Here is a 22557-nt window from a genome sequence, read left to right as displayed (position 1 = left end):
TTAACGTTCTCATTATATCAAAAAAAAAGGAAAAATAGGGGCGAAAAAAGAGCCTAAGTTTGGTATAATATGTATTATGAAAAAAGATCAAGAACAGTCGAAGGAACGTGCACAGGCACGTTTGCAGGCTAAAATGGAGAAAAAGCGTGCCAGCAAAACGCAGGAAAGTCGTAAAAATTCTCCGAAAAAGTCTCAAAAACCTAAAAAAGTTCAAGCAGATGTAGAAGAAGGGAAGACAACACTTCAGACTATTTTTTCAGTCGTGCGTGGAGTAGTTGTCATTTTTGGTGTGCTTTTTCTTTTAGTTGGTGTATTTGGCGCTGCGGCAGGTGTGGGATATTTTGCTCGCCTTGTTGAAAATACCAAAGTTCCAAGCAAGGAGCAACTTCTCGAGCAGGTTAATAATATTCACGGTGTTTCAGTCATGAAATACAGTAATGGTGAAAATATCTCTGATATTTCCAGTGATTTGGTAAGGATTAATGTAGCAAGCAACCAAATTTCAGAAAATGTGAAAAAAGCTCTGATTGCGACAGAAGATGAAACCTTTAAGACGAACAGTGGTGTTGTGCCCAAAGCAGTAATTCGAGGCGTTCTGGGTGCCGTAGGTGGCGGTACAAGCTCTGGTGGTTCAACGATTACGCAACAGTTGGTAAAACAGCAGTCTCTTGGAGACAGTGTCACTTTCCAACGCAAGGCCAGCGAGATTGTTTATGCACTGCAGCTTAATCAATATTTAAGTAAAGATGAAATTTTAACGGATTATCTCAATGTCTCACCATTTGGGCGAAATAATCAAGGGAAAAATATTGCGGGTGTCCAAGCCGCTGCCCAAGGGATTTTTGGTAAGTCTGCTAAAGATTTAACCGTACCAGAAGCAGCGTTTATTGCTGGATTACCACAAAGTCCAATTGTTTACTCTCCTTATAATGTGGATGGTTCGCTCAAATCAAAAGAGCTACTCTCTTATGGCTTAGCTCGTCAACAAAATGTCCTGTTTAACATGTATCGTGCAGGATATTTGACTCAAAAAGATTACGAAAAATACAGTGCTGTGGATATCTCGCAAGCGTTTCTGCCTTCACAACCACAAGATTCTGTAGCACATGGTTATCTTTATAATGTTGTGTACAGTGAAGCTCTTAATCACGTCTATGATTATCTGATTAAGAGGGACAAGGTTTCGGCAACAGAACAAGGAAATGATAGCACCAAGCAAAAATATCGTGAATTAGCCGCACAAGCCTTACAAACTGGTGGTTATACTATCACAACAACAATTAATCGTGGTGTGTATGATGCCATGCAAAATGCAGTAGCGCAGTATGGCAGTATTTTACAGGACGGTACAGGTGAAGTTCAAGCCGGAAATGTACTCATGGATAATAAAACAGGAGCAGTACTTGGCTTTATTGGTGGTTTAGACTATGCAACCAATCAAAACAATCATGCCTTTGATACGAAGCGTAGTCCAGGTTCTTCGATTAAACCAATCTTAGCTTATGCACCAGCAATTGATTTGGGATTGATTGGGTCAGCAAGTATGCTGAGTAACTATCCAACAAGTTTCTCTGACGGTACTCCAATCTTGCACGTTGGCGAAACAGGAACCGGAATGGTAAGTCTTAATGAAGCTTTAGGCGTGTCATGGAATATCCCTGCGCATTGGACCTATCAAGCCATTCTTGATTCTGGCAATAGCGTGGAACCTTACATGAAGAAGATGGGCTATTATGTGCCAGACTACAGTGTGGAATCTCTTCCACTCGGTGGTGGTATTGAGCCAACTGTGGTGCAACATACCAATGGCTACCAAGCCTTAGCTAATGGCGGGGTTTATGAGCCACACTATGTTGTCCAAAGCATAAAAGACGACTCCGGTAAAGATATCTACGAACATAAGAGTCAAGCAGAGAGAGTCTTTTCACAAGCAACATCAACAATTACTGAGGATCTTTTACGTAATGTTTTGACCTATGATGTCAGTCGTCGTACAACAAACTTTTTACAAGATTTACAGGCCATTAATCCAACACTTGCAAGTAGCGTGGATTGGACAGGCAAGACAGGTACTTCCAATGATTATGTAGACGGTTGGCTCATGCTTTCAACGCCTAAAGTATCCCTTGGAGGTTGGATTGGTCATGATAATAATACGCCGATGGGCAGCAAGACAGCTGCGGTCAATAACGGTACATATATGGCAAACTTGGTCAATGCAATCGCAGCAGCGGATCCAAATGTGTTTGGTCCTGGTGAAAAGTTCCCAGAACCAAGTAAAGATCCAGATGTGATTCAGAGCACTGTTCTTAAGTCGACCGGTCAAAAACCAGGCACTGTAACTGGAGGGAATCTAAAAAATGTTAAAGTCTCCGGTGAAACAACCACAAGTTATTGGGCTAAAAACGGAGCACCTGTGACACAATTCAAGTTTGGAATTGGTGGCACAGAGGCGAATTATAATGACGCGTGGAACAGAATTTTAGGAACTAGAAAATAGTAAAAAAGAGAGGGTATTCGCTCTCTTTTTTTTGCTCTGAGGTAGTTTCTGGGTGAGAGAACTATGTTATAATAAGGACATGAAGAAACGCCTCTATAAAAACTATATTGACACACCTATTGGTCAAATGATAAGTATCAGTGATGCGCAGTTTCTTTATCGCTTAGGCTTTACAGAGCATAAGAATTTACAGGAGAAGATTGCAAGCCTAAATGCTATTATATTGGAACATCCAACTCCGATTTCATGTCAACTTGAAGAAGAGTTGCAAGAGTATTTTGCAAGAAAAAGAAAAAGTTTTAAACTCCCTTTAGCTGTGCAAGGTACAGAGTTTCAGCAAAAAGTCTGGAAAAAAGTTGAAGATATTCCGTTTGGGCAAACAAGAACCTATAAAGAAATCGCACAAGGACTCGCGCATCCGCAAGCCAGTATTGCAGTAGGGGCAGCAAATGCAGCCAACCCCTTTGCAATCGTGATTCCATGTCATCGATTGAAAAAAAGCTCCGGGCAGCTGGCAGGTTATGCTGGAGGACTATGGCGTAAAGAATGGCTGTTGGATTTTGAGGAGAATAATACCTATGTTGAATGAGAATATTTCACTCTCTGTAGAGCGCAATGCTAAGGGGGAGATTACCCAGGTTTTTTTCGATGACCAACATGAAAAGACGACTTACGAAGCACTTAATAAGAACCAGAACTTTATATTGACCACAGGAACAGCATTTCAACGAGCTGTTTGGTTAGAACTTCCCAAAATTCCAGCGGGAACGACTATAAGTTATCAGGAAATGGCTGCGCGTGTCGGAAGTCCTAAAGCACAACAAGCTGCGGGGCAGGCATTAGCACGTAATCCTTTGCCTGTCATTTTACCATGTCATCGTGTCACGCGTAAAGATGGCAGCTTGGGCGGTTTTATGGGTCAAGAAGCAGCAGTAGATATTAAGCAAAAGATACTCAACTATGAAAAAAAGCTTGACATATAGTCAAAGCTTTTTAGCTTTAATCAGCTTTTCTCATACTTTTAGGTATATAAGGTTGAGGTTTTTCTGAGTTTTTATAATGAAGATAAGTTGGATAAGTGAGGCAGATGACTGAAAGCCCCCAAAGTAAGCCGCCTAAAGTATCCGAAGGATAATGTACCCCAAGAAGTACACGTGAAAACATTGTTAAAAAAATTAACCCCACAGCGACAAAACCAACTAATGTTTTGCTCCATACAGAAGAGAGATAGTGTAAGAGGATAAAAAAGAGACAGCCAAAGAGTACTACAGCAAAAGTTGTATGTCCACTGGCAAAACTTTTTCCTGGCTCATCTGTAAAGGCGGCAATACGATGAATGTCAGGGCGATCACGGCCAATAACTAATTTAATCAAGGTATTTCCCCCCACAGCAATTCCGGCTACCAGAGCTAACCATATTGCTGAAACCTTATCTTTGATAAAAATAATAGCAGCAATAACAAGACCAATTATAGCGCCCATTGTGTCACCTAGAAATTTAGCAATTACACTTGAAATTTGAACCAAAAATTCATTGTTTTGAAGATGCCAAGCAACTGTCTGTAAATGCGAATCAATGCTTGGAATAGGTGCGTGTGTATAAGAAAGTTTTACAATGGCAGTCAGTGTGATAAAACTTACCAGAGTAAGTAAACCAGTAGTATAGTATAGTTTTTTATTCATAAATTTCCCTAAAATTCATATTTGGTGCTTTATGATTTTACTTTTTCTTTCTGAAATAAAACTGAATGACTAAAAAAAGAGGCTCAGGACCTCTTTTTTTTAACTTTTTTATTAGTAGTTTTTAATGGCTGCTACTTTTTCTTGATCAAGACTCATAACGATAGCCCGGATAAAGTTTTGCGCTTCTGTGAAATCATCCATGTTGAAGATAGTTTGGTGACTATGGATATAACGGGCACACACACCAATAGTTGTTGAAGGTACACCTTCGTTTTGCAAGTGTGCTGCACCAGCATCAGTTCCACCTTTTGAGATATAAGCTTGTGTTTTGATACCATTAACTTCTGCTGTGTTGAGGAGGAAGTCCTTCATACCAGGCAGCATGATATGACCTGGGTCGTAATAACGAAGAAGCGAGCCTTCGCCAAGACGACCATTGTCGTTTCCAAAAGTATCCGTTGCAGGAGAACAGTCAACAGCAAAGAAAACTTCAGGTTTAAATTTAGTTGTTGAAACATGGGCACCGCGAAGGCCAACTTCTTCCTGAACATTTGCACCGATAATCAAGGTTACTGGCAATTCTTTGTCTTTAAGGTAGTCCAAAAGTTCTAAGACCATAAGACACCCGTAGCGATTATCCCAAGCTTTACTGATGACATTTTTACCATTAGCAGTTAAAATTGTTTCAGATTCAGGAACGATGACGTCACCTTGACGAATCCCAAATTCTAAAACTTCTTCTTTGCTCATAAAACCACCGTCAAAGATGATATCTTCCACTTGTGGCATAGCAGGTGCGCCCGCTGCTCCACGTAAAAGATGTGGTGGTAGGCCACCAGTCACAACAGGTATTTTTTTACCATCACGTGTGAATAGCGTAAAGCGTTGTGCACTAACAACTAAAGGATTCCAACCACCCAGAGTGACTACACGTAAAGTACCATCTGCCTTAATTGACGACACCATGAAGCCGACTTCATCCATGTGAGCTGCAACCATAACACGAGACGCATTTTCTGTTTTACTTTCTTTAGTGACAAAGATTCCGCCCAGACCATCAGTTTCAGGTGTGTAGCCGAGGTCCACCATACGGGCACGAAGATAGTCACGCATTGGTGCTTCGTAACCACTTGTTGCTTGAATTTCAGTTATTTCTTTAATTTTGTTAAATAGAGTCATCTCGTCTCCTTTGATTTTTTATACTCCCTTATTGTAGCATTTAAAAGCCGTATATAATAGTATTGTCCTAATGCTATTTAATAACTATAATTTTTAAAGACGGATAAGTTTTAGGGGATTTATAGAAAAGCGGAACTGATCTGAGGGGAAACAGTAATTATAAGTACTAATATACTCAAATTTATGTTAAAATTTTTTATATGAAAAAATATTTGAAAGTTGGTTTAGGGCTGCTGGCTGGTGTAGCTGGTGCGCGAGTGCTCTATCAGAGTTATAAACACGTTGAAGAAAATTTGCGGGCAGAGGTTATTCAAGCAGTACGTGAAGCTTTTGCTGACCAAGATATTCAAACAGTATGGATCTTTGAGGAGGCAGATCGCGGAGCTATTTATAAAGGTGGCGTGATTGTTGGAACAAACCAAAACATCAATTTTGAAATTGATGGAGAAACCTTAGAAATTACAGAATTAGGAGAGGAGTATTTATGATTATTCCAAAAAATTATGAGGAACTAGCTGAAATTGTAAAATCAGAAGGTAAACATGTCTTGTTTTTCACTGCAGGATGGTGCCCAGACTGTACTTTTATCAAACCAAAAATGCCAGAATTAGAAGCTGAATTTTCAGAATTTGACTTTGTAGAAGTTGACCGTGACGAATTCATGGATTTGGCTATTGAATGGGGAATCATGGGTATTCCTAGCTTTGTGACACTTGAAAATGGTAAAGAAACAGGACGCTTAGTGAATAAGCTACGTAAAACTAAAGAAGAAGTTAGTGAATTTTTGAAGGGTGTAGATAAATAAAATGATTGCAACGTATAATAAAAATGTTGGTGATGTCCTCATGCTGATTGTGGCAAACAATGAGGGCGCAGAAGTAACTTACGAACGTAAGGCGGATGTTGTGCGTATCTTCCGTGAAGATACAGGACAAACAGTGGGCTGGAACATTTTCGATATAAAAAAAGACTGGCCAGATTTGGCTCAAGGACATAATGATTTATCTGAGCATCAAGTAACGGAACTTAATGTAAAACTTAAGGCAGCTGGCTTTGACGAGCAGCTTACATATGATGGCCAACCTAAATTTGTAGTCGCTGAGATTTTAACGATGGAGGATCATGCAGACAGCGATCATTTACATGTGTGCCAAGTAGAAGTTGGTCTAGATGCACCAGTTCAAATCGTTTGTGGTGCTCCTAATGCCGTTGTTGGTATGAAAACAGTAGCGGCTTTACCTGGTGCAATGATGCCTTCTGGTTCTTTAATCTGGCCAGGCGCTTTGCGTGGCGTACCTTCTTATGGCATGCTGTGCTCGGCACGAGAGCTTGACTTACCAAATGCACCACAAGTTCGTGGTATCATCGAATTGGATGCAGATTTAGAAGCTGGATCAGCTTTTGATGCAACAAGTATGTGGCAAGCCTAAATATAAAATAATAAAGACCTTAGTGAAAGCTGAGGTCTTTTTTCGTACAAAAAGTAAGGAGGTGTCAAAATGAATAAAACGTTACTTGTTGGCCGACTCGTTGCAGATCCAGAACTCACTAAAACATCTAATGGGAAAAGCCTATTGAGAATAAATCTTGCTGTCAAGCGACGCTATAAAAATGCTTCAGGTGAAAAAGATACAGACTTTGTCGCTTTGGTCTTTTGGGAGAAACAGGCGGAACACTGTACATCCTATGCTAAAAAAGGTGCCCTACTTGCTGTGGAAGGGGAGATACGAACCAGGAATTATGTGGACAAGCAGGAACAAAAACGCTATGTGACAGAAGTGTTGGTGAAAACTTTTGACCTTTTGGAAAGTCGCGCGACAGTTGCCATGCGACAAGATTCTATAGAAAATAGTGCTCTTAATTTAAAAGAAGACGAATTACCGTTTTAAATTGAAAAAAGCGTTTTCTTTTGATAGGATGAGAACAGGAAAGTGAGGAGGGAAAAATGGTAAAGGCAAAAACGAAAAAAGAGTTGATTTCCTTTTCAGAAGAAAACTGGCAAAAGCTGTGTCATTTGGTTGACACACTACCTTTAGAGGCACAAACGGCAACTTTTGCCTTTGGCCAAGAGAAGGGAAAAGAGACACATTGGGGGCGAGATAAGAATATCCGTGATGTGTATGCCCATCTTTATGAGTGGCAAGCACTTTTACAAAATTTTGTAAAAAGTAATATTTCAGGAAACTTTCAAAGCTTTTTACCCACACCCTATACTTGGAAAAACTATGCGACAATGAATCAAGAAATCTGGGAAAAGCATCAAGCTACTCCTTATGAAGAAATAAAGGAAAAACTTGCTACAAGTCACCTAAGAACTATCCAGTTATTGCAACATTTTTCAGATGAAGAGCTTTATACGAAGCAATATTATCCTTGGACTGGGACAACATCCTTAGCGCAGTATTTTCAGTCATCATTGGCTTCACATTACGAGTGGGCCTTGAAGAAACTCAGGCTCCATAAGAAAACGATTTAAAAAAATAAAAAAAGAAGTTTTTTTCTTGACTAATTTTGACCTTCGCGGTAAAATAAGATATATAAATTAGCACTCCAACTTAAAGAGTGCTAAAATAACATAAAATGGAGGAATAACATGTTGAAACCCTTAGCGGATCGCGTTGTATTGCGTATAAAAGAGGAAGAAGAAAAATCTTTAGGTGGGATCGTCTTGGCCTCAGCAGCACAAGAGAAACCACAAGTTGCAGAAGTTGTGGCAGTAGGCCCAGGTAAAACAACTCCTCATGGTACAGTTATTGCACCAACAGTACAAGTTGGTGATGCAGTTCTCTTTGAAAAGTTTGCCGGTACAAATGTAAAATTTGAAGGCGAAGATTTCTTGATTATCAAAGAATCTGAAATTCTTGCGATTGTTTAAGGAAAATAAAGACAGGAGATAATAAAAAATGGCAAAAGATATTAAATTTTCATCAGATGCTCGTTCAGCAATGGTTCGTGGTATTGATATTTTAGCAGATACAGTAAAAACAACACTTGGTCCTAAAGGTCGCAATGTTGTTCTGGAAAAATCATATGGTAGTCCACTTATCACGAATGATGGTGTAACTATTGCAAAAGAAATTGAATTAGAAGATCACTTTGAAAATATGGGGGCAAAATTAGTCAGTGAAGTGGCCTCAAAAACAAATGATGTTGCGGGTGATGGTACTACAACAGCGACTGTTTTAACACAAGCGATTGTTCGTGAAGGTTTGAAGAACGTAACTGCCGGAGCTAATCCAGTGGGCATTCGTCGTGGTATTGAGTTAGCAACTGAAACAGCAGTAAAAGCACTCAAGGAATTATCTATTCCAGTATCTGGTAAAGAAGCTATTGCACAAGTTGCCTCTGTTTCTTCTCGTTCAGAAAAGGTTGGAGAGTATATCTCAAATGCCATGGAAAAAGTTGGTAACGATGGTGTTATTACTATTGAAGAATCAAAAGGTATGCAAACTGAACTTGAAGTTGTAGAAGGTATGCAGTTTGACCGTGGTTACTTGTCACAATATATGGTGACAGACAATGAAAAAATGGTGGCCAACCTTGATAACCCATATATCTTGATCACAGATAAGAAGATTTCAAATATTCAAGAAATCTTACCATTACTTGAACAAATCTTGAAAACAAATCGTCCTTTACTTATTGTGGCAGATGATGTTGATGGTGAAGCATTACCAACCCTCGTGTTGAACAAAATCCGTGGTACTTTCAATGTTGTAGCGGTTAAGGCTCCAGGCTTTGGTGACCGCCGCAAGGCCCAACTTGAAGATTTAGCAATCCTCACAGGTGGTACAGTAATTACGGAAGAGCTTGGTTTAGAACTTAAAGATGCAAGCTTAGATGCACTTGGTCAAGCCAATAAAGTAACTGTTGATAAAGAACATACGACAATCGTTGAAGGTGCTGGTTCAGCAGATGCTATTGCTACTCGTGTAGCAACAATTAAAGCTCAAGTTGAACAAACTACTTCAGAATTTGATCGTGAAAAACTTCAAGAACGTTTAGCTAAACTTTCTGGTGGAGTCGCTGTGATTAAAGTCGGTGCCGCTACAGAAACTGAACTTAAAGCGCAAAAACTTTTGATTGAAGACGCACTTAATGCAACACGCGCAGCCGTCGAAGAAGGTATCGTTGCTGGTGGAGGTACTGCCCTTGTTACAGTTATCTCTGCCCTTGACAGTCTTGAAGAAGAAGGGGACGTGCAAACAGGTATCACAATTGTACGTCGCGCATTAGAAGAACCAGTACGACAAATCGCGGCTAATGCAGGTTACGAAGGTTCAATCATTATTGATAAACTTAAATCAGCAGAAAAAGGTATTGGTTTCAATGCCGCAACTGGTGAATGGGTTGAAATGATTGAGACAGGTATTGTGGATCCGGCTAAAGTAACACGTTCAGCCCTCCAAAATGCGGCCTCAGTAGCAGGACTTATCTTGACGACTGAAGCAGTCGTTGCTGATAAACCAGAACCAGCTGCACCAGCAGCTCCAGCTATGGATCCATCAATGATGGGTGGTATGATGTAACAATAAAAAGACACGAATTCGTGTCTTTTTTTATTGCTGTAAATACTGTCTAAATATCATAGAGTTTACTTGCATGCTCATGGCTAGTGTCAATAATATGAACGTCACGTTTGGTATCAACATCATGTTGCGCCAGAAAACCGTCCATGGTCATATGTGCAAGCTCTTGAATATTGTTATTCAGGCTAAGGTGACCGAGGAAGATGCGTTTTGTTTTATTTCCTAAAACATTAAAAGCAGCTTCGGCACCATCTTCGTTAGATAAATGGCCTTGGTCGCTGAGAATACGTTGTTTTGTTTTCCAAGGGTAGCCCCCCATACGGAGGATCTCAATATCGTGATTACTTTCCATAAGATAGCCGTCGGCATTTTCGATTGTACCACGCATACGGTCACTTACATAACCTGTATCTGTAAGTAATACGAAGGATTTATTATCTTTCATAAAACGATAAAATTGGGGCGCGATAGCATCATGACTCACACCAAAACTTTCGACATCGATATCGCCAAAAGTTTTAGTTTTGCCCATTTCAAAGATATGTTTTTGCTCACTCGCAATTTTTCCTAGTGAGTTTTTACTTTCCAGTTCTTGCCAGGTTAATTCATTGGCGTAAAGCTGAATACCGTGTTTTCGGGCAAGAACACCAATTCCTTTGATATGGTCGCTATGCTCATGAGTAATCAGGAGTGCATCGACATCTTTGATGTCTCGGTCAATCTCTCCTAATAAACTCTCGATTTTTTTTCCAGATAATCCAGCATCTACCAGAATTTTCTTTTCGGGTGTTTCCAAGTAAAAAGAATTTCCAGTACTTCCTGATGCTAAAATTGAATATTTAAATGCTGATTCAGTGCTCATTCAGCAAAATCCTCCCAGTCGTTATTTTCTTGATTAATTTCATCACTGTAAGGGAAAGACAGGGTGAAAGTTGAACCAGTTTTACCATCAGAAGTGACTACTATATCACCTTTGTGGAGTTTCATAATATCATAGGCAATAGATAAGCCTAAGCCTGTACCACCGATTTGGCTATTTCTTGAAGCATTATCGACACGATAAAAACGGTCAAAAACTTTGGCTAAAGCAGGTTTTGGAATTCCCATACCTTGGTCGGCAATAGAAGTAAATGCTTTGTTGCTTTCACACCAGACGCTTACGGTAATTGTTCCACCTTTTGGAGAATACTTAAAGGCATTATTGATGATATTGTCAATAACCTGCGAAAGCTTGTCGGTATCGATTTCAAGCCAAATCTCTTGTTGAGGTATTTGACGAATAATTTTAAAGTTATTGTAATTTTTTTCGATAATTTGATCAAAACGATCCAGGATATAGTTGATAAAATCGACATAGTTGATAATTTCAGTATGAAGTTTAACTTTATCTTGGTCCATACGAGAGAGTTCTAAAAGCTCCCCAATCATCCGAATCATTCGGTCTGTTTCGTTAAGGGAAACATCCACGAAGTGACTAGCAACCTCGGGATCAGCTAGGGCCCCATCATTGAGCGCTTCTAAGTAAGCTTTGACAGAAGTCAACGGGGTGCGCAACTCATGCGAGACATTGGACACAAAAAGTCGGCGATCTCTTTCTGTTTTTTCTTGTTCCGTTGTATCGTGAAGAACAGCAATAATCCCAGAAATGTACCCTGATTCGCTACGGAAGAGCATAAAGTTTACACGGAGGATAACAGCTGCACCTTCACAATTGATGGCATTGAGTGTGAGTTCGGGCTCTTTTTGTAGTAAATCATGAAAAGAATATTTGTCGGAGATATTTAGAATATCAATCAAATCTTTACCAATGATTAACTCGTTTGACTGATCAAGAAGAGTCAGTGCTGCGTGATTAGCAAGATTAATCTTCCCGTGCCTATCTGTAGTGATGACACCATCGGCAAGGTAGGTTAAAATACTCTCCAGTTGGTTGCGCTGATTCTCTAAATGTTCTTGTCGATCTTCGATTTCATGTCCAAGTAATAACAATTTATTGTAAGCTACTGAGAGCTCATTATTTTCTTTAGAAATTTGGCGATTTTCATAGTTATCATGCAAAAAATCATCCACTTGATGAGATATTTTATTTGCCGTTTGCGCCAAGCGACTGAGATACCAACTAAGAAGACTTAAGGTGACCAGATAAAAGATGAAAAACTGTAAGAGTGCAGTAGTGTGTGTGAGGAAGTATGGACTATTTACTATCTCAAAAATGCCAAAAAGAAGTAGATGAATCACTACTCCTTTAAGTACTATTGAATTAAAAAATTTATTCATGAGGTTCGCTCATATAGTATCCAACGCCACGACGTGTAGATACGTATTGAGGACGGCTTGGAGTATCTTCAACTTTTTCGCGAAGGCGACGAACAGTTACGTCAACAGTACGAACATCACCGAAGTAATCGTAGCCCCAAACAGTTTCAAGCAAAGTTTCACGTGTGATAACTTCACCCAGATGTTGTGCAAGATAATAGAGTAATTCAAATTCGCGATGTGTCAAGTCAAGCTGTGTTTCATTTTTATATGCGGCATAATGTGTCGGGTTGATACGTAAGTTACCAATTACCAATTCTTTTTTAGAATCTTTTGGTTGTTCAACAGGAACGTTTGTCATGCGGCGTAAGTTTGATTTAATACGAGCAAGTAGTTCACGGTTTGAAAATGGTTTTGTGATGTAATCATCTGCACCGAGTTCAAGGCCGATAACTTTATCAAACTCTGTATCTTTAGCAGAAACCATCAAAATAGGGACTTCAGAAGTTTTACGGATTTGACGTGTAACTTCAAGGCCATCAATTTTTGGAAGCATCAAATCAAGATAGATAAGATCGGGTTTTTCTGATTCAAAGAGTTCAAGAGCTTCTTCACCATCAAAAGCAGTGACTACTTCATACCCTTCTTTGACGAGATTAAATTTTACAATATCTGAAATTGGTTTTTCGTCGTCAACAACAAGAATTTTTTTCATGATAATCCTTTCGCTTAGATGTATATAATATTAATTGCTTTTCTCATTATACAATTATTACAGTAGTATAGCAAGGTAAAGCCTTCCATAATATAGAATTTTTACAAAAGTGAAATCATTTGTAAAATAAGAAACTTATATAGTAAACAATATTTATAAAAGAACATTTTTCCCATATTTTTTCTTTTTATTTTTGCTATAATATAAGATATGAATGGAATATTAATTAGTTTGGAAGGGCCAGATGGGGCCGGTAAAACAACCGTTTTACAAAATATTCTTCCCGAACTAGAAAAATCGTCTTATAAAGTCCTTCCGACACGTGAACCTGGAGGTGTACGTGTGGCAGAAGAGATTCGAAATATAATTTTAAGTACAGAAAATACAGAAATTGACAGCAAGACAGAGCTGATGCTGTTTGCTGCGGCACGTCGTCTACACATGCAAACAAAAATGCTTCCAGCGCTGGCTGCAGGCGAGATGGTAATTGTTGACCGTTTTATTGATTCATCGGTTGCTTATCAAGGTTACGGACGTGAACTTGGTGTTGAACCTGTAAACTGGCTTAATGAATTTGCAACAGATGGTCTTAAACCGGATTTGACATTATATTTCGATATTGATACAGATGTTGCACTTGAACGAATTATGAAAAATAGAGCAGATGAAGTCAATAGACTTGATCTCGAACGTGCTGAGATGCATCGTAAAGTCAGACAAGGTTACTTAGAAATTGTTAAGAATGAGCCTGAGCGCTTTGTCACGATTGATGCCAGTCAAGAACTTGACAAAGTTGTTGCAGACACGTTAACAGTCATCAAAAAGAAATTTTGTTTGTAATAAAATTTCAAACTAAGGAGTTTTCATGAAAATTGCAGATATTCAACCAGCACTTTTTGAACGCTTTAAGCATATCTTACGTGTGAATAAATTGAGCCATGCTTATCTCTTTAGTGGGGGTTTTGGTAGTTTGGATATGGCTATTTGGCTGAGTCAGGCTATTTTTTGTGAAAATTTACAGGACAATTTACCTTGTGAGAACTGTCGTCACTGTCGTTTAGTTGCTAGGGATGAATTTAGCGATTTACACATTATTCGTCCGGAAGGTCAAACTATAAAAACAGGACAAATTCGGGATTTGTCGGAAGTTTTTAGTCAGTCAGGATTTGAAGGCGCTCAGAAAGTGGTCATTATCACTGAAGCTGAAAAAATGCACAGCAATGCGGCAAATGCTTTACTTAAGTCCATTGAAGAACCTGATAATGCAACACATGTTTTTTTGCTCACAGAAAATGATAATCTCATGTTACCCACCATTAAATCACGGACACAAGTTTTTAGCTTCCCCAAAAATAGTGCCTACATGCAAGAAACGTTGGAACAAAATGGTGTCTTAAAAACACAGGCAGAATTACTGAGTCGGGTTTGTAACTCGGTAGAAGAAGCCCAGGATTTAAGTGGAGCCACTTGGTTTAATGATACATTGAAGAAACTCCAACAATTGCTGAAATTAGTTAAGACGGATCGACGGGAAGCATTTCTTTATCTAACAAATGTTGCAGAAAATATTGAGGATAAGGAGAAACAAACTTTAGTATTTTCTCTGCTCTTGGAGCTTTTTAATCAAGAAAAAATGTCCGAATGGGTTCAAAAAACCTTTCAAGCAGAAAAAATGTGGAAAAGTAATGTGCGCTTTGGATCTTGTTTGGAATATATAGTGCTGAAATAGGAAGAAGATAATATGATTTACGAAGTAGAGTTTACACATGGAGAACAAAATACCTTTGTAAGTGGTCATGAAACATTTGCACCAAGAACGCAAGTCATTATTCAAAACGAAAAAGGCAAGACTTATGGCCGGGTAATGAAGCAACTCCCACAAGATAAAAATGTTGATACATCCGGAGAAATTGTTCGTGCAGCAACAGAAGCAGATGAAGAGTTGATTTGTACGACAGAGCAGCTCTCGCAACAAGCCTGCACGAAGATTCGCCAAATTGTTGCAGATTGTGGGATTGACATGAAGGTTACAAATGCAGCTTATAATTTAAACCAAAGTCAGCTTTTTGTGTCTTTTACATCGGAAAACAGAGTGGATTTTCGAGCTTTACTTAAAGAATTAGCTGCGACTTTTCGTACGCGAATTGAGCTTCGTCAGATTGGAGCGCGTGATGCTGCAAAAATGTATGGCGGTGTTGGTCCTTGTGGACGACCGCTTTGTTGTTCGGAGTTTATTTACGAATTTCCGAATGTCTCTATTAAGATGGCAAAAAATCAGTCGCTCTCTTTAAAACAAAGCAAACTGAATGGTCTTTGTGGTCGTTTAATGTGCTGTTTGTCTTATGAAGATGAGTTTTATAGGGAAGCACGTAAAAATTTTCCTGATTTTGGTGAACATATTACGACTGTAGATGGTGAGGGGAAAGTTATTGGTCTTAATATTTTGAATAACAAAATTAAGCTTCGCTTAGAGCATACAATAAAAGAGTTTGATATTTCAGAGGTAAATCTTTAAGAAGAATTGACATAGAGGTAAGTTATGGGGGAAATGATGATCGATAAAAATGAGATTTATGTGCAACTGGGGCTGTTGGAGGAAAGTTTGGCTTATACACTGGGCCAAATTTCAACGGTACGGGATGCACTGGATGAATCCTTAAAAGAAAATGCAACGATTCGCATGGAAAATGAAAAATTACGCGAACGTTTGGCGCATATTGAGAAAAAAGAAGAAAAAGCTAGCTCAAAGTCAAAAGATGAACCTAATCCAAATCTGATTCAAATTTTTAATGAAGGCTTTCATGTGTGTCATTTACATTATGCAGAGCGTTTGCAAGATGGTGAAAATTGCTTGGACTGCTTGGAGCTTTTGTACAGATGATAAATATACAACGAAGCTTTAAAGGTGAAAAAAGCGCAGGTAAGCTTTACTTAGTGCCAACACCTATCGGCAACATGCAGGATATGACACTACGTGCTTTGGAAACCCTAAGAACCGTGGATTTGGTAGCAAGTGAAGATACACGCAACACTCAAAAATTACTTAATCATTTTGAAATCAAGGTGGCTCAAGAGTCTTTTCATGAGCATAACTCCTTTGATAAAATTCCGAAGCTTTTAGATTTTCTTATGTCAGGAAAATCGCTAGCACAAGTCTCAGATGCAGGTATGCCTTCAATTTCTGATCCAGGTCATGATTTAGTTGTGGAAGCCATTAAGCGAAATATCGATGTAGTAGCCCTACCAGGCGCTTCAGCTGGAATAACAGGTCTTATCGCTTCTGGATTAGTCCCACAGCCTCATATTTTTTACGGCTTTTTACCTCGTAAAAAAGGTGAACAGAAGAAGTTTTTGGAAACTAAAATGACCTATCCTGAAACGCAGATTTTTTATGAGTCTCCTTATCGTGTCGCAGAAACTTTAGAAAATATGGCTCAGATCTATGGGGATCGAGACGTTACCTTAATACGCGAATTAACCAAAATTTATGAAGAATATCGTCGAGGTAAAATTTCAGAAGTTTTACTTTCTTTAAAAGAGCAACCGATTAAGGGAGAATGTTTAATTATCGTTGCTGGCTTCAATGGAGAAGTTGAGGATAATTCAGAGGATGAGACTACAGCATTAGAAGCTGTTCAACTTCTGGTTGCATCGGGAATAAAACCTAACGTAGCCATCAAGCAAGTGGCGAAAGAGCGTGAGCTGGTGCGGCAGGATCTTTATGCACAGTATCATGATTTATAAAATAGAAAGAGCAACTTTAGGTTGTTTTTTTATTTTATCAATGTAGCACTTATTTATAAGCGTAGATAAATGGAAATTGTTTAGTTTATGTTAAAATCAAAACGTAAGTAAAAAGGAAGTGGAGATATAATGAAAAGAAATAAAGTTATAACCTTATTGGCTTTGAGTGCAGCTGGTGTTACTCTACTAGCAGCGTGCTCGAATTCGAATAAAAGTACAACCGCCGGTCAAGAAAAAACGACCACAGTCAATGTGGCAATCTCTGGCTCATCAAATCCTTACGAGTATACGAAGGATGGGCAGCTGACAGGTTATGAATATGATATTCTCAAAAAAGCAGATGAAAATTTGCCTCAATATAAATTTGACTTTAAAACATACGATGACAGTGCTATTCTTGCAGCTCTAGATGCAGGACGTGCAGATATCGGTGTGAATATTTATGGTAAAACAAAGGCGCGTGAGGAAAAGTATCTCTTTAGTTTCCCCACAACGCAAGGCATTAATGCGATTTTCTCTAATGATAAAGATAAAATCACAACCATTGAAGGGCTTGTAGGGAAGAAAACCGAGATTCCAACAGGGACCAACTATGGTGACATTATGGATCAGTGGAATAGTGCACATCCTGATAAAAAAATTACCGTAGATTATTCAAAACGCGGGTTGGCAGAACGTTTACAAGCTCTTTCTGATGGACAAATGGACTTTATCTTTGCTTCAAAATCTGCTGCGGAAAATCTTGTTAAAGAACATGCTGTAACAGGTGTATCTGATACAGTACCTACAGATCTTGAAAAATATCCTGAATTCAAGACCTATACTTACTATATCCTTGACAATAGTCAAACACAACTTCAAAAAGATCTTAACCAAGAGATTAAAAAAATGGCTGAAGATGGATACTTGAAAGAACTTTCTCAAAAATATTTTGGGGGAGATCAGGTACCCGGAATGGAGCAATACAAATAAAAAGTGCTAGAAGCACTTTTTATTTGTATTTAACAATGTCCATCAACATTTTCATTAACCCAATGTTGCTCTTGTTCATCAAAGATTCTTAGATGAGGATTTTCATGGATAAAATCAAGTATCACTTTTCTGCTTAACCCACTATATTTAACTGCAGCATCGACAGTGACAATATCCATTTTTTCAATTGCTTTGCGTAGATTGTCCATGTTTTTATTATAACTTTTTTGACACAATACCAGAAGAGAAAGGACAGATTTATCCTATTTATCTAGATATTATGGGCAAAAAAAGAATTGCTACTTGATTTTCACTCTCAAATTTTATAAAATTGTCAAGTACCTTTGCGTACTTTAATGGAGAATTTATAGTTATGACTACAAATAAAATGGGCACAGGAACCGCTCATTCCAAATTAATTTTGATTGGAGAGCATTCGGTTGTTTATGGGCAGCCTGCAATTGCGTTACCTGTTACTATTCTGAAGACAACCGTTACAATTTCTTCTATCAAATACGGACAATATATTGAAAATAATGAATCGCGGCGCAGATTGGATGTGTTAGGAGACGAATTTGAGGGGGTACGCCAACTCATCCTACGTCTTTTAGAAAAATTCCATTCCGTCAAACTTCCATTTTCTCTGGAAATTGATTCGAATATTCCTTTGGGACGGGGATTGGGAGCATCAGCAGCTCTAGCAACAGCAATCACACGTGCCTTTTATGATTTTTTTGATGCAGAGCTAACAGATGAAATGCTCTTATCTTTTGCTAACTTCTCGGAGAATATTACGCATGGCCGCTCATCAGGAATTGATGTCGCAACCGTTAATTCGGAGTTACCGCTTTGGTTTATTAAAGGTCAAACTGCCGAATCTTTTGATATCAATCTATCTGGTTACCTGGTTATTGGAGATTCAGGTGTACATGGCTTTACTAGTCAAGCGATTAGCATAGTCAGGGAAAAATTATCAGAGAATAAGACCAAAGCACAAGGCCATATTGAAAAGTTAGGTCAACTCTCAAAAGCTTCAAAAGATTTTCTCATGACAAATAAATTAAAAGATTTGGGGCAAGTGATGAACCAAGCGCATGAAAATCTTTCTTCACTTGGAGTTTCACACCCGCGCTTAGATACCTTAGTGGACACAGCGCTGAGAAATGGTGCTCTGGGAGCCAAGCTTACAGGCTCAGGTCTAGGTGGGGTAATGGTCGCTCTAGCAGCTAATGAAAAAGATGCAATCCGCATTAGTCAAAAGCTTTTGAAAAATGGCGCCAAGAATACCTGGATTTACTCTGTTTAAAAATGAAGTATAAGGAAACCTTAAGTGTATAAGTCACTTAAGGTTTTTTGGTTTTACGAAGTCATCTTTGACTGCTTATTTTTAATGCATGCTGCTTTTATTTATTATTAGAAAGCATTATAATATAGGCAAAGCAAGGAAGGAGAAATCTTGATGAATTACAAAAATATTTTGGTTCCCATTGATGGTTCAGACAACTCATACAAAGCACTCCAAGAGGCAATGGAAATCGCACGTTTAAACGATGTAGAACTCTCGGTCCTAACGGTCCAAGATGACGGAAAATTATATGGGCATGCCCTGCCGATTCTTAAGCACAATTATACAAAAGCTTCCGAGATGATCTTGCAAGAAGCAGTAACTATTGTAAAAGACAATGTCAAAGTTCAAACCTTTGTGGTAGTAGGTATTCCTAAGAAGCAAATTGTTGAATTTGCAACGGAGCAGAAGTGTGATCTCATCGTGATGGGAGCCACAGGTTCTAATTACTTTGAGCGTATGACTTTGGGTTCTACAACAGCCTATGTTGTAAACCATGCACCTTGCAATGTTACCGTTGTGAAGTAGGTAGTGTATGGAGCTTCTCTTTTCTTCTTTCAGGAAATATGTATAAAAGTAACCACCTTTTCAGGTGGTTTTTTGTGAGATCTTTACAATATGGAGGAATAAATTTCAAAAACGACAAATGGCTAAATTACGCCACCTTTGTTATAATAGGAGAGATTAATCGACAAGAGGAAAAAATATAAATGAATGAATTTACTGTTAGAGCACATACGAATATTGCCTTGATTAAATATTGGGGGAAGGCGGATGTGGCGCTGAATATTCCTACGACAAGTTCCTTATCAATGACTTTGGATCAATTTTATACAACGACATCTGTTGCTTTTACTGACCAGGATCAACTGATTTTAAATGGGGTGAACACCGATGCTACTCGTGTGCATCAATTTTTAGAAATGCTTCGTGCAAAGCATGGTTCTTTTCCAGGTGTTTTAGTCACTTCTGAAAATCATGTGCCAACTGCTGCCGGACTGGCTTCCTCAGCCTCAAGCTTTGCCGCATTGACAGGTGCCATGTTTGGACTCCTCGAATTACCAGCCGATTTGACAGAAATGTCAAGAATTGCACGGCGTGGCTCTGGTTCAGCTTCGCGTTCAGTCTTTGGTAACTTTGCTGTTTGGAACAAGGGTGAAGACGACGTTTCCTCTTATGCTGAGAGCTTTTATGATGAGGATATCCACTTGTCCATGATTGTTGCTGAAATATCAAGTGCCCAAAAGAAAATGTCTTCAACACGGGGGATGCAACTTGCTCAAACTGCTCCGACCTACAGCGCTTGGGTAGAAAAGTCAGCACGTCAGCTTGAAGAAATGAAAAGTGCGATTCGTCAGGCAGATATTGAAAAGATCGGTTTACTCGCAGAAAATAATGCTTTGGGTATGCATGAACAGAATCGCCTCTGTGTGGAACCTTTTGATTACTTTACTGAAGATACTCAACGGATTATTGCCTTTACGCAAGAATGCTATAAAGCAGGACTCTTGGCTTTTGTTACCATCGATGCTGGGCCAAACGTTAAAATTATTACAGACAGAGCGACAGAGAAAGTACTTCTAACAAAACTACGGGAAAATTTTCCAAATATTATTTTTGATATTGCACATGCGGGGGGCGGACTTGAGTACTTATAAAATAGATGTGCCTGCAAAACTTTTTATTGCAGGAGAATATGCGGTTACTCGTCCAGGAGGTTTAGCTCTGGTAACGAGTCTTGAGAGTGATTTCCAAGTGGTTATTTCAGAAGTAGAGGGCCACAGTCTTTTAGAAACGAATGTGGCAATGCCTGCTCATGCCTTCTCAGTAAAGGAAATTAAACCTGAGCACAGCGGGCCTTGGAATTTTGTCATGACGGCTATCAAGTATATGAGTAAAGAAGTTGAATTGACCCGGGAATTTCACTTGGAAATCAAGAGTGGACTGGGTTTTGGCGAAAACAAGAAGGGTTATGGCTCATCAGCTTGTGTCGTTGTCGGCGTTGTGAATGCACTCAATCTTTTTTTTCAGCTCAATCTTCCCTTGAAAAAACGCTTTGAAATTGCGGCCCAAGCACATTATGATGTGCAAGGGAGCGGTTCTCGTGGCGATGTTGCTGCAATTATGTATGGTGGCAGTATTTTCTATGAAAATCATCAGCGCGTCCTTCCGCTAACGATTCCTTGGCAGCCTTATGTTGTCCAAACTGCTCAATCTGCGAAGACAGTAGAAAAATTGAAACATCAACTTTCTGAGGCATTTTATGCTAAAAGTGATGAACTTGTTATTGAAATAAGTACAGCTATTGATATGCAGGATTTCGCTCTTTTTAAAGAGAAACTCCTCGAAAATCAACTTTTACTTATTGAGCACCAAGCAAAAGGCTATATGACTGATCAACTGGCTTTAGCTCTGAATATTGTGAATAGCCAACCCGAATTTGCTGGAAAGATTTCAGGTGCGGGGTTTGGTGAAAATATTATTCTTTTTGCAGAGCGTGAAGACAAGATAGTCGAGTTAAGGAGCGCTCTTGAAGCAGAAGGAATGAAGCTTGAGAAAATAAGAATAGGAAAACAAAATGAGTAAAGAAATCCACGGACATCGGAAGGATGAACACTTATCACTTGGCTTAAAGTACTGGCGCGAAGGCCGAAATCGCTCAGAGTTTTCTGCTGCATTACGGGTTGTTCCCAATGGCTTGCCAGAAATTTCTACACAAGAAGTTGACTTATCGGTTACTCTTTTGGAACATAAGTTTGATTTTCCTTTTTACATAGAAGCGATGACTGGGGGATCTAAAAAAGGTGATAAGGTTAATTTAGAGTTAGCGGAGATTGCGGCCCACCATCATATATCAATGGCCGTCGGCTCGCAGTCGATTGCTTTGAAATATCCCGAATTGGCGGAAGGATTCCGTCAAGTGCGTCAACATAATCCAAAGGGTTTCATTTTTGCAAATATGGGAGCAGGACACTCTTTAGAAAATGCACAAAAGGCTGTCGAAATGCTCTCTGCTGATGCTTTAGAAATTCATATTAATACTGGACAAGAGTTAGTCATGAAGGATAGTGAAGGGGATCGTTCTTTTTACTGGCTTGAAAATATTAATCGTATCGCTGAAAATTTAGATGTTCCTGTTGTAGTCAAAGAAGTCGGCTTTGGTATGAGTCAAAAAATGTTTAAACAGCTTAGCCAAACAGCCATCGCTGGCATTAATGTTGGCGGTAAAGGTGGCACAAATTTTGCATGGATTGAGAGTGGACGGGGGCACAGCACCTTAAACTTAAATGATTTTGGCTTTACAGGACCCGAGAGCCTCATTGAAGCTCAATTGGCGCAAAATACTAAACCTCTGATTGCTACGGGAGGTATTGCATCAGCTACAGATATCTTGCATGCTCAACTTTTGGGTGCGCCTTTAGCCAGCTCGGCTGGGCATGTTTTATCCATCCTACATACCCAAGGACCTCAAGCCTTGGATGAAATGTTTAGCCACTGGAAAGATGATTTAACAAAGCTCTATACTTTGGTTGGTGCACGGGAGTATGATGATTTAACAGGAGTTGAATTTATCTATGACCGAGATTTGAAGTATTTTCGTGAAGAGCGAAAAGATAAGCAGATAATTTTGTAA

General features: G+C 39.0%; 27 protein-coding genes. 21 read left to right on the top strand and 6 right to left on the bottom strand.

Translation table 11 applies throughout. The features are described 5' to 3' along the window. The first annotated feature begins 76 nt into the window (after positions 1–76). From BZZ03_RS05500 to BZZ03_RS05490, 3 genes are all read left to right on the top strand, one after another. Positions 77–2500, top strand: coding sequence for a transglycosylase domain-containing protein (locus BZZ03_RS05500; protein ID WP_086582740.1), 2424 nt, complete (start codon positions 77–79; stop codon positions 2498–2500). A 79-nt stretch (positions 2501–2579) separates the two neighbouring features. Beyond that, complete coding sequence (locus BZZ03_RS05495; RefSeq protein ID WP_086582739.1) at positions 2580–3089, top strand: methylated-DNA--[protein]-cysteine S-methyltransferase; 510 nt, start codon at positions 2580–2582, stop codon at positions 3087–3089. Next, on the top strand, positions 3079–3483 hold the full coding sequence (locus tag BZZ03_RS05490) for a methylated-DNA--[protein]-cysteine S-methyltransferase (RefSeq protein ID WP_086582738.1): 405 nt from the start codon (positions 3079–3081) through the stop codon (positions 3481–3483). Before BZZ03_RS05495 ends, BZZ03_RS05490 begins: the two co-directional genes overlap by 11 nt. Positions 3484–3499: 16 nt before the next feature. Here BZZ03_RS05490 and BZZ03_RS05485 read toward each other — a convergent pair whose 3' ends face one another. Both BZZ03_RS05485 and pepA read right to left on the bottom strand, forming a co-directional pair. Beyond that, positions 3500–4183, bottom strand: coding sequence for a phosphatase PAP2 family protein (locus BZZ03_RS05485; RefSeq protein ID WP_061413792.1), 684 nt, complete (start codon positions 4181–4183; stop codon positions 3500–3502). A gap of 111 nt (positions 4184–4294) precedes the next feature. Continuing rightward, the gene (pepA, locus tag BZZ03_RS05480; RefSeq protein WP_086582737.1) at positions 4295–5362 is read right to left on the bottom strand and encodes a glutamyl aminopeptidase; all 1068 of its coding nucleotides are present in this window, start codon (positions 5360–5362) and stop codon (positions 4295–4297) included. A 200-nt stretch (positions 5363–5562) separates the two neighbouring features. Between pepA and BZZ03_RS05475 the strand changes: the two genes are divergently transcribed. The 7 genes from BZZ03_RS05475 to groL all read left to right on the top strand — a co-directional run bounded on the left by BZZ03_RS05475 (position 5563) and on the right by groL (position 9891). Continuing rightward, positions 5563–5850 (top strand): hypothetical protein, encoded by a 288-nt coding sequence (locus tag BZZ03_RS05475; RefSeq protein ID WP_086582736.1) that lies wholly within the window; start codon positions 5563–5565, stop codon positions 5848–5850. After that, entirely contained in the window at positions 5847–6167 is a 321-nt protein-coding gene (locus BZZ03_RS05470) for a thioredoxin family protein (RefSeq protein ID WP_061413790.1), read from the top strand. Before BZZ03_RS05475 ends, BZZ03_RS05470 begins: the two co-directional genes overlap by 4 nt. 1 nt (position 6168) lies before the next feature. Next, positions 6169–6792, top strand: coding sequence for a YtpR family tRNA-binding protein (ytpR, locus tag BZZ03_RS05465; RefSeq protein ID WP_086582735.1), 624 nt, complete (start codon positions 6169–6171; stop codon positions 6790–6792). A 69-nt stretch (positions 6793–6861) separates the two neighbouring features. Then, complete coding sequence (locus BZZ03_RS05460) at positions 6862–7251, top strand: single-stranded DNA-binding protein (RefSeq protein WP_019291355.1); 390 nt, start codon at positions 6862–6864, stop codon at positions 7249–7251. Between the two features lie 56 nt (positions 7252–7307). Continuing rightward, the gene (locus BZZ03_RS05455; RefSeq protein ID WP_086582734.1) at positions 7308–7838 is read left to right on the top strand and encodes a ClbS/DfsB family four-helix bundle protein; all 531 of its coding nucleotides are present in this window, start codon (positions 7308–7310) and stop codon (positions 7836–7838) included. A gap of 117 nt (positions 7839–7955) precedes the next feature. Beyond that, complete coding sequence (gene groES, locus BZZ03_RS05450) at positions 7956–8237, top strand: co-chaperone GroES (RefSeq protein WP_061413785.1); 282 nt, start codon at positions 7956–7958, stop codon at positions 8235–8237. Positions 8238–8265: 28 nt separating this feature from the next. Further along, positions 8266–9891, top strand: a complete 1626-nt coding sequence (gene groL / locus BZZ03_RS05445) for a chaperonin GroEL (RefSeq protein WP_003133890.1) — start codon at positions 8266–8268, stop codon at positions 9889–9891. A 49-nt stretch (positions 9892–9940) separates the two neighbouring features. On the opposite strand, the gene BZZ03_RS05440 is transcribed toward groL, so the two are convergent. From BZZ03_RS05440 to yycF, 3 genes are read right to left on the bottom strand one after another with little or no spacing between them, the layout of a single operon-like run. Beyond that, the gene (locus BZZ03_RS05440; protein ID WP_086582733.1) at positions 9941–10753 is read right to left on the bottom strand and encodes an MBL fold metallo-hydrolase; all 813 of its coding nucleotides are present in this window, start codon (positions 10751–10753) and stop codon (positions 9941–9943) included. Continuing rightward, on the bottom strand, positions 10750–12168 hold the full coding sequence (locus BZZ03_RS05435; RefSeq protein ID WP_086582732.1) for an ATP-binding protein: 1419 nt from the start codon (positions 12166–12168) through the stop codon (positions 10750–10752). The genes BZZ03_RS05440 and BZZ03_RS05435 overlap by 4 nt, the downstream gene beginning before the upstream one ends. Beyond that, positions 12161–12862: a response regulator YycF gene (gene yycF / locus BZZ03_RS05430; RefSeq protein ID WP_003133894.1), complete on the bottom strand. Its 702-nt coding sequence runs from the start codon at positions 12860–12862 to the stop codon at positions 12161–12163. Before yycF ends, BZZ03_RS05435 begins: the two co-directional genes overlap by 8 nt. Before the next feature lie 210 nt (positions 12863–13072). Here yycF and tmk point away from each other — a divergent pair, with 210 nt between their 5' ends. The 6 genes from tmk to BZZ03_RS05400 all read left to right on the top strand — a co-directional run bounded on the left by tmk (position 13073) and on the right by BZZ03_RS05400 (position 17578). Then, positions 13073–13702, top strand: a complete 630-nt coding sequence (gene tmk / locus BZZ03_RS05425; RefSeq protein ID WP_019293861.1) for a dTMP kinase — start codon at positions 13073–13075, stop codon at positions 13700–13702. Positions 13703–13727: 25 nt separating this feature from the next. Continuing rightward, positions 13728–14591, top strand: coding sequence for a DNA polymerase III subunit delta' (locus BZZ03_RS05420; RefSeq protein WP_086582731.1), 864 nt, complete (start codon positions 13728–13730; stop codon positions 14589–14591). A 12-nt stretch (positions 14592–14603) separates the two neighbouring features. Further along, on the top strand, positions 14604–15377 hold the full coding sequence (gene ricT, locus BZZ03_RS05415) for a regulatory iron-sulfur-containing complex subunit RicT (protein ID WP_061413776.1): 774 nt from the start codon (positions 14604–14606) through the stop codon (positions 15375–15377). A 24-nt stretch (positions 15378–15401) separates the two neighbouring features. Continuing rightward, positions 15402–15743, top strand: coding sequence for a DNA replication initiation control protein YabA (locus BZZ03_RS05410; RefSeq protein ID WP_016171014.1), 342 nt, complete (start codon positions 15402–15404; stop codon positions 15741–15743). Then, on the top strand, positions 15740–16606 hold the full coding sequence (gene rsmI, locus BZZ03_RS05405) for a 16S rRNA (cytidine(1402)-2'-O)-methyltransferase (protein WP_019291347.1): 867 nt from the start codon (positions 15740–15742) through the stop codon (positions 16604–16606). Before BZZ03_RS05410 ends, rsmI begins: the two co-directional genes overlap by 4 nt. A 129-nt stretch (positions 16607–16735) precedes the next feature. After that, a complete protein-coding gene (locus BZZ03_RS05400) occupies positions 16736–17578 on the top strand; it encodes a transporter substrate-binding domain-containing protein (RefSeq protein ID WP_019291346.1) in 843 nt (280 codons plus the stop codon). A gap of 29 nt (positions 17579–17607) precedes the next feature. Here BZZ03_RS05400 and BZZ03_RS05395 read toward each other — a convergent pair whose 3' ends face one another. Continuing rightward, the gene (locus BZZ03_RS05395; protein ID WP_029343527.1) at positions 17608–17787 is read right to left on the bottom strand and encodes a hypothetical protein; all 180 of its coding nucleotides are present in this window, start codon (positions 17785–17787) and stop codon (positions 17608–17610) included. A gap of 164 nt (positions 17788–17951) precedes the next feature. Here BZZ03_RS05395 and mvk point away from each other — a divergent pair, with 164 nt between their 5' ends. The 5 genes from mvk to fni all read left to right on the top strand — a co-directional run bounded on the left by mvk (position 17952) and on the right by fni (position 22557). After that, the gene (gene mvk, locus BZZ03_RS05390; protein ID WP_086582730.1) at positions 17952–18884 is read left to right on the top strand and encodes a mevalonate kinase; all 933 of its coding nucleotides are present in this window, start codon (positions 17952–17954) and stop codon (positions 18882–18884) included. Between the two features lie 153 nt (positions 18885–19037). Then, complete coding sequence (locus BZZ03_RS05385) at positions 19038–19451, top strand: universal stress protein (protein ID WP_061413748.1); 414 nt, start codon at positions 19038–19040, stop codon at positions 19449–19451. 182 nt (positions 19452–19633) lie between these two features. Further along, a complete protein-coding gene (mvaD, locus tag BZZ03_RS05380) occupies positions 19634–20581 on the top strand; it encodes a diphosphomevalonate decarboxylase (protein ID WP_086582729.1) in 948 nt (315 codons plus the stop codon). After that, complete coding sequence (locus BZZ03_RS05375) at positions 20568–21509, top strand: mevalonate kinase family protein (protein ID WP_086582728.1); 942 nt, start codon at positions 20568–20570, stop codon at positions 21507–21509. The genes mvaD and BZZ03_RS05375 overlap by 14 nt, the downstream gene beginning before the upstream one ends. Then, positions 21502–22557 carry a type 2 isopentenyl-diphosphate Delta-isomerase gene (fni, locus tag BZZ03_RS05370; protein WP_086582727.1) on the top strand — a complete coding sequence of 352 codons (1056 nt, stop codon included), beginning with the start codon at positions 21502–21504 and terminating at the stop codon, positions 22555–22557. The genes BZZ03_RS05375 and fni overlap by 8 nt, the downstream gene beginning before the upstream one ends.

The organism is Lactococcus petauri (genome assembly GCF_002154895.1).
Taxonomy (GTDB): domain Bacteria; phylum Bacillota; class Bacilli; order Lactobacillales; family Streptococcaceae; genus Lactococcus; species Lactococcus petauri.
This window is presented reverse-complemented; position numbering and strand designations above follow the sequence as displayed.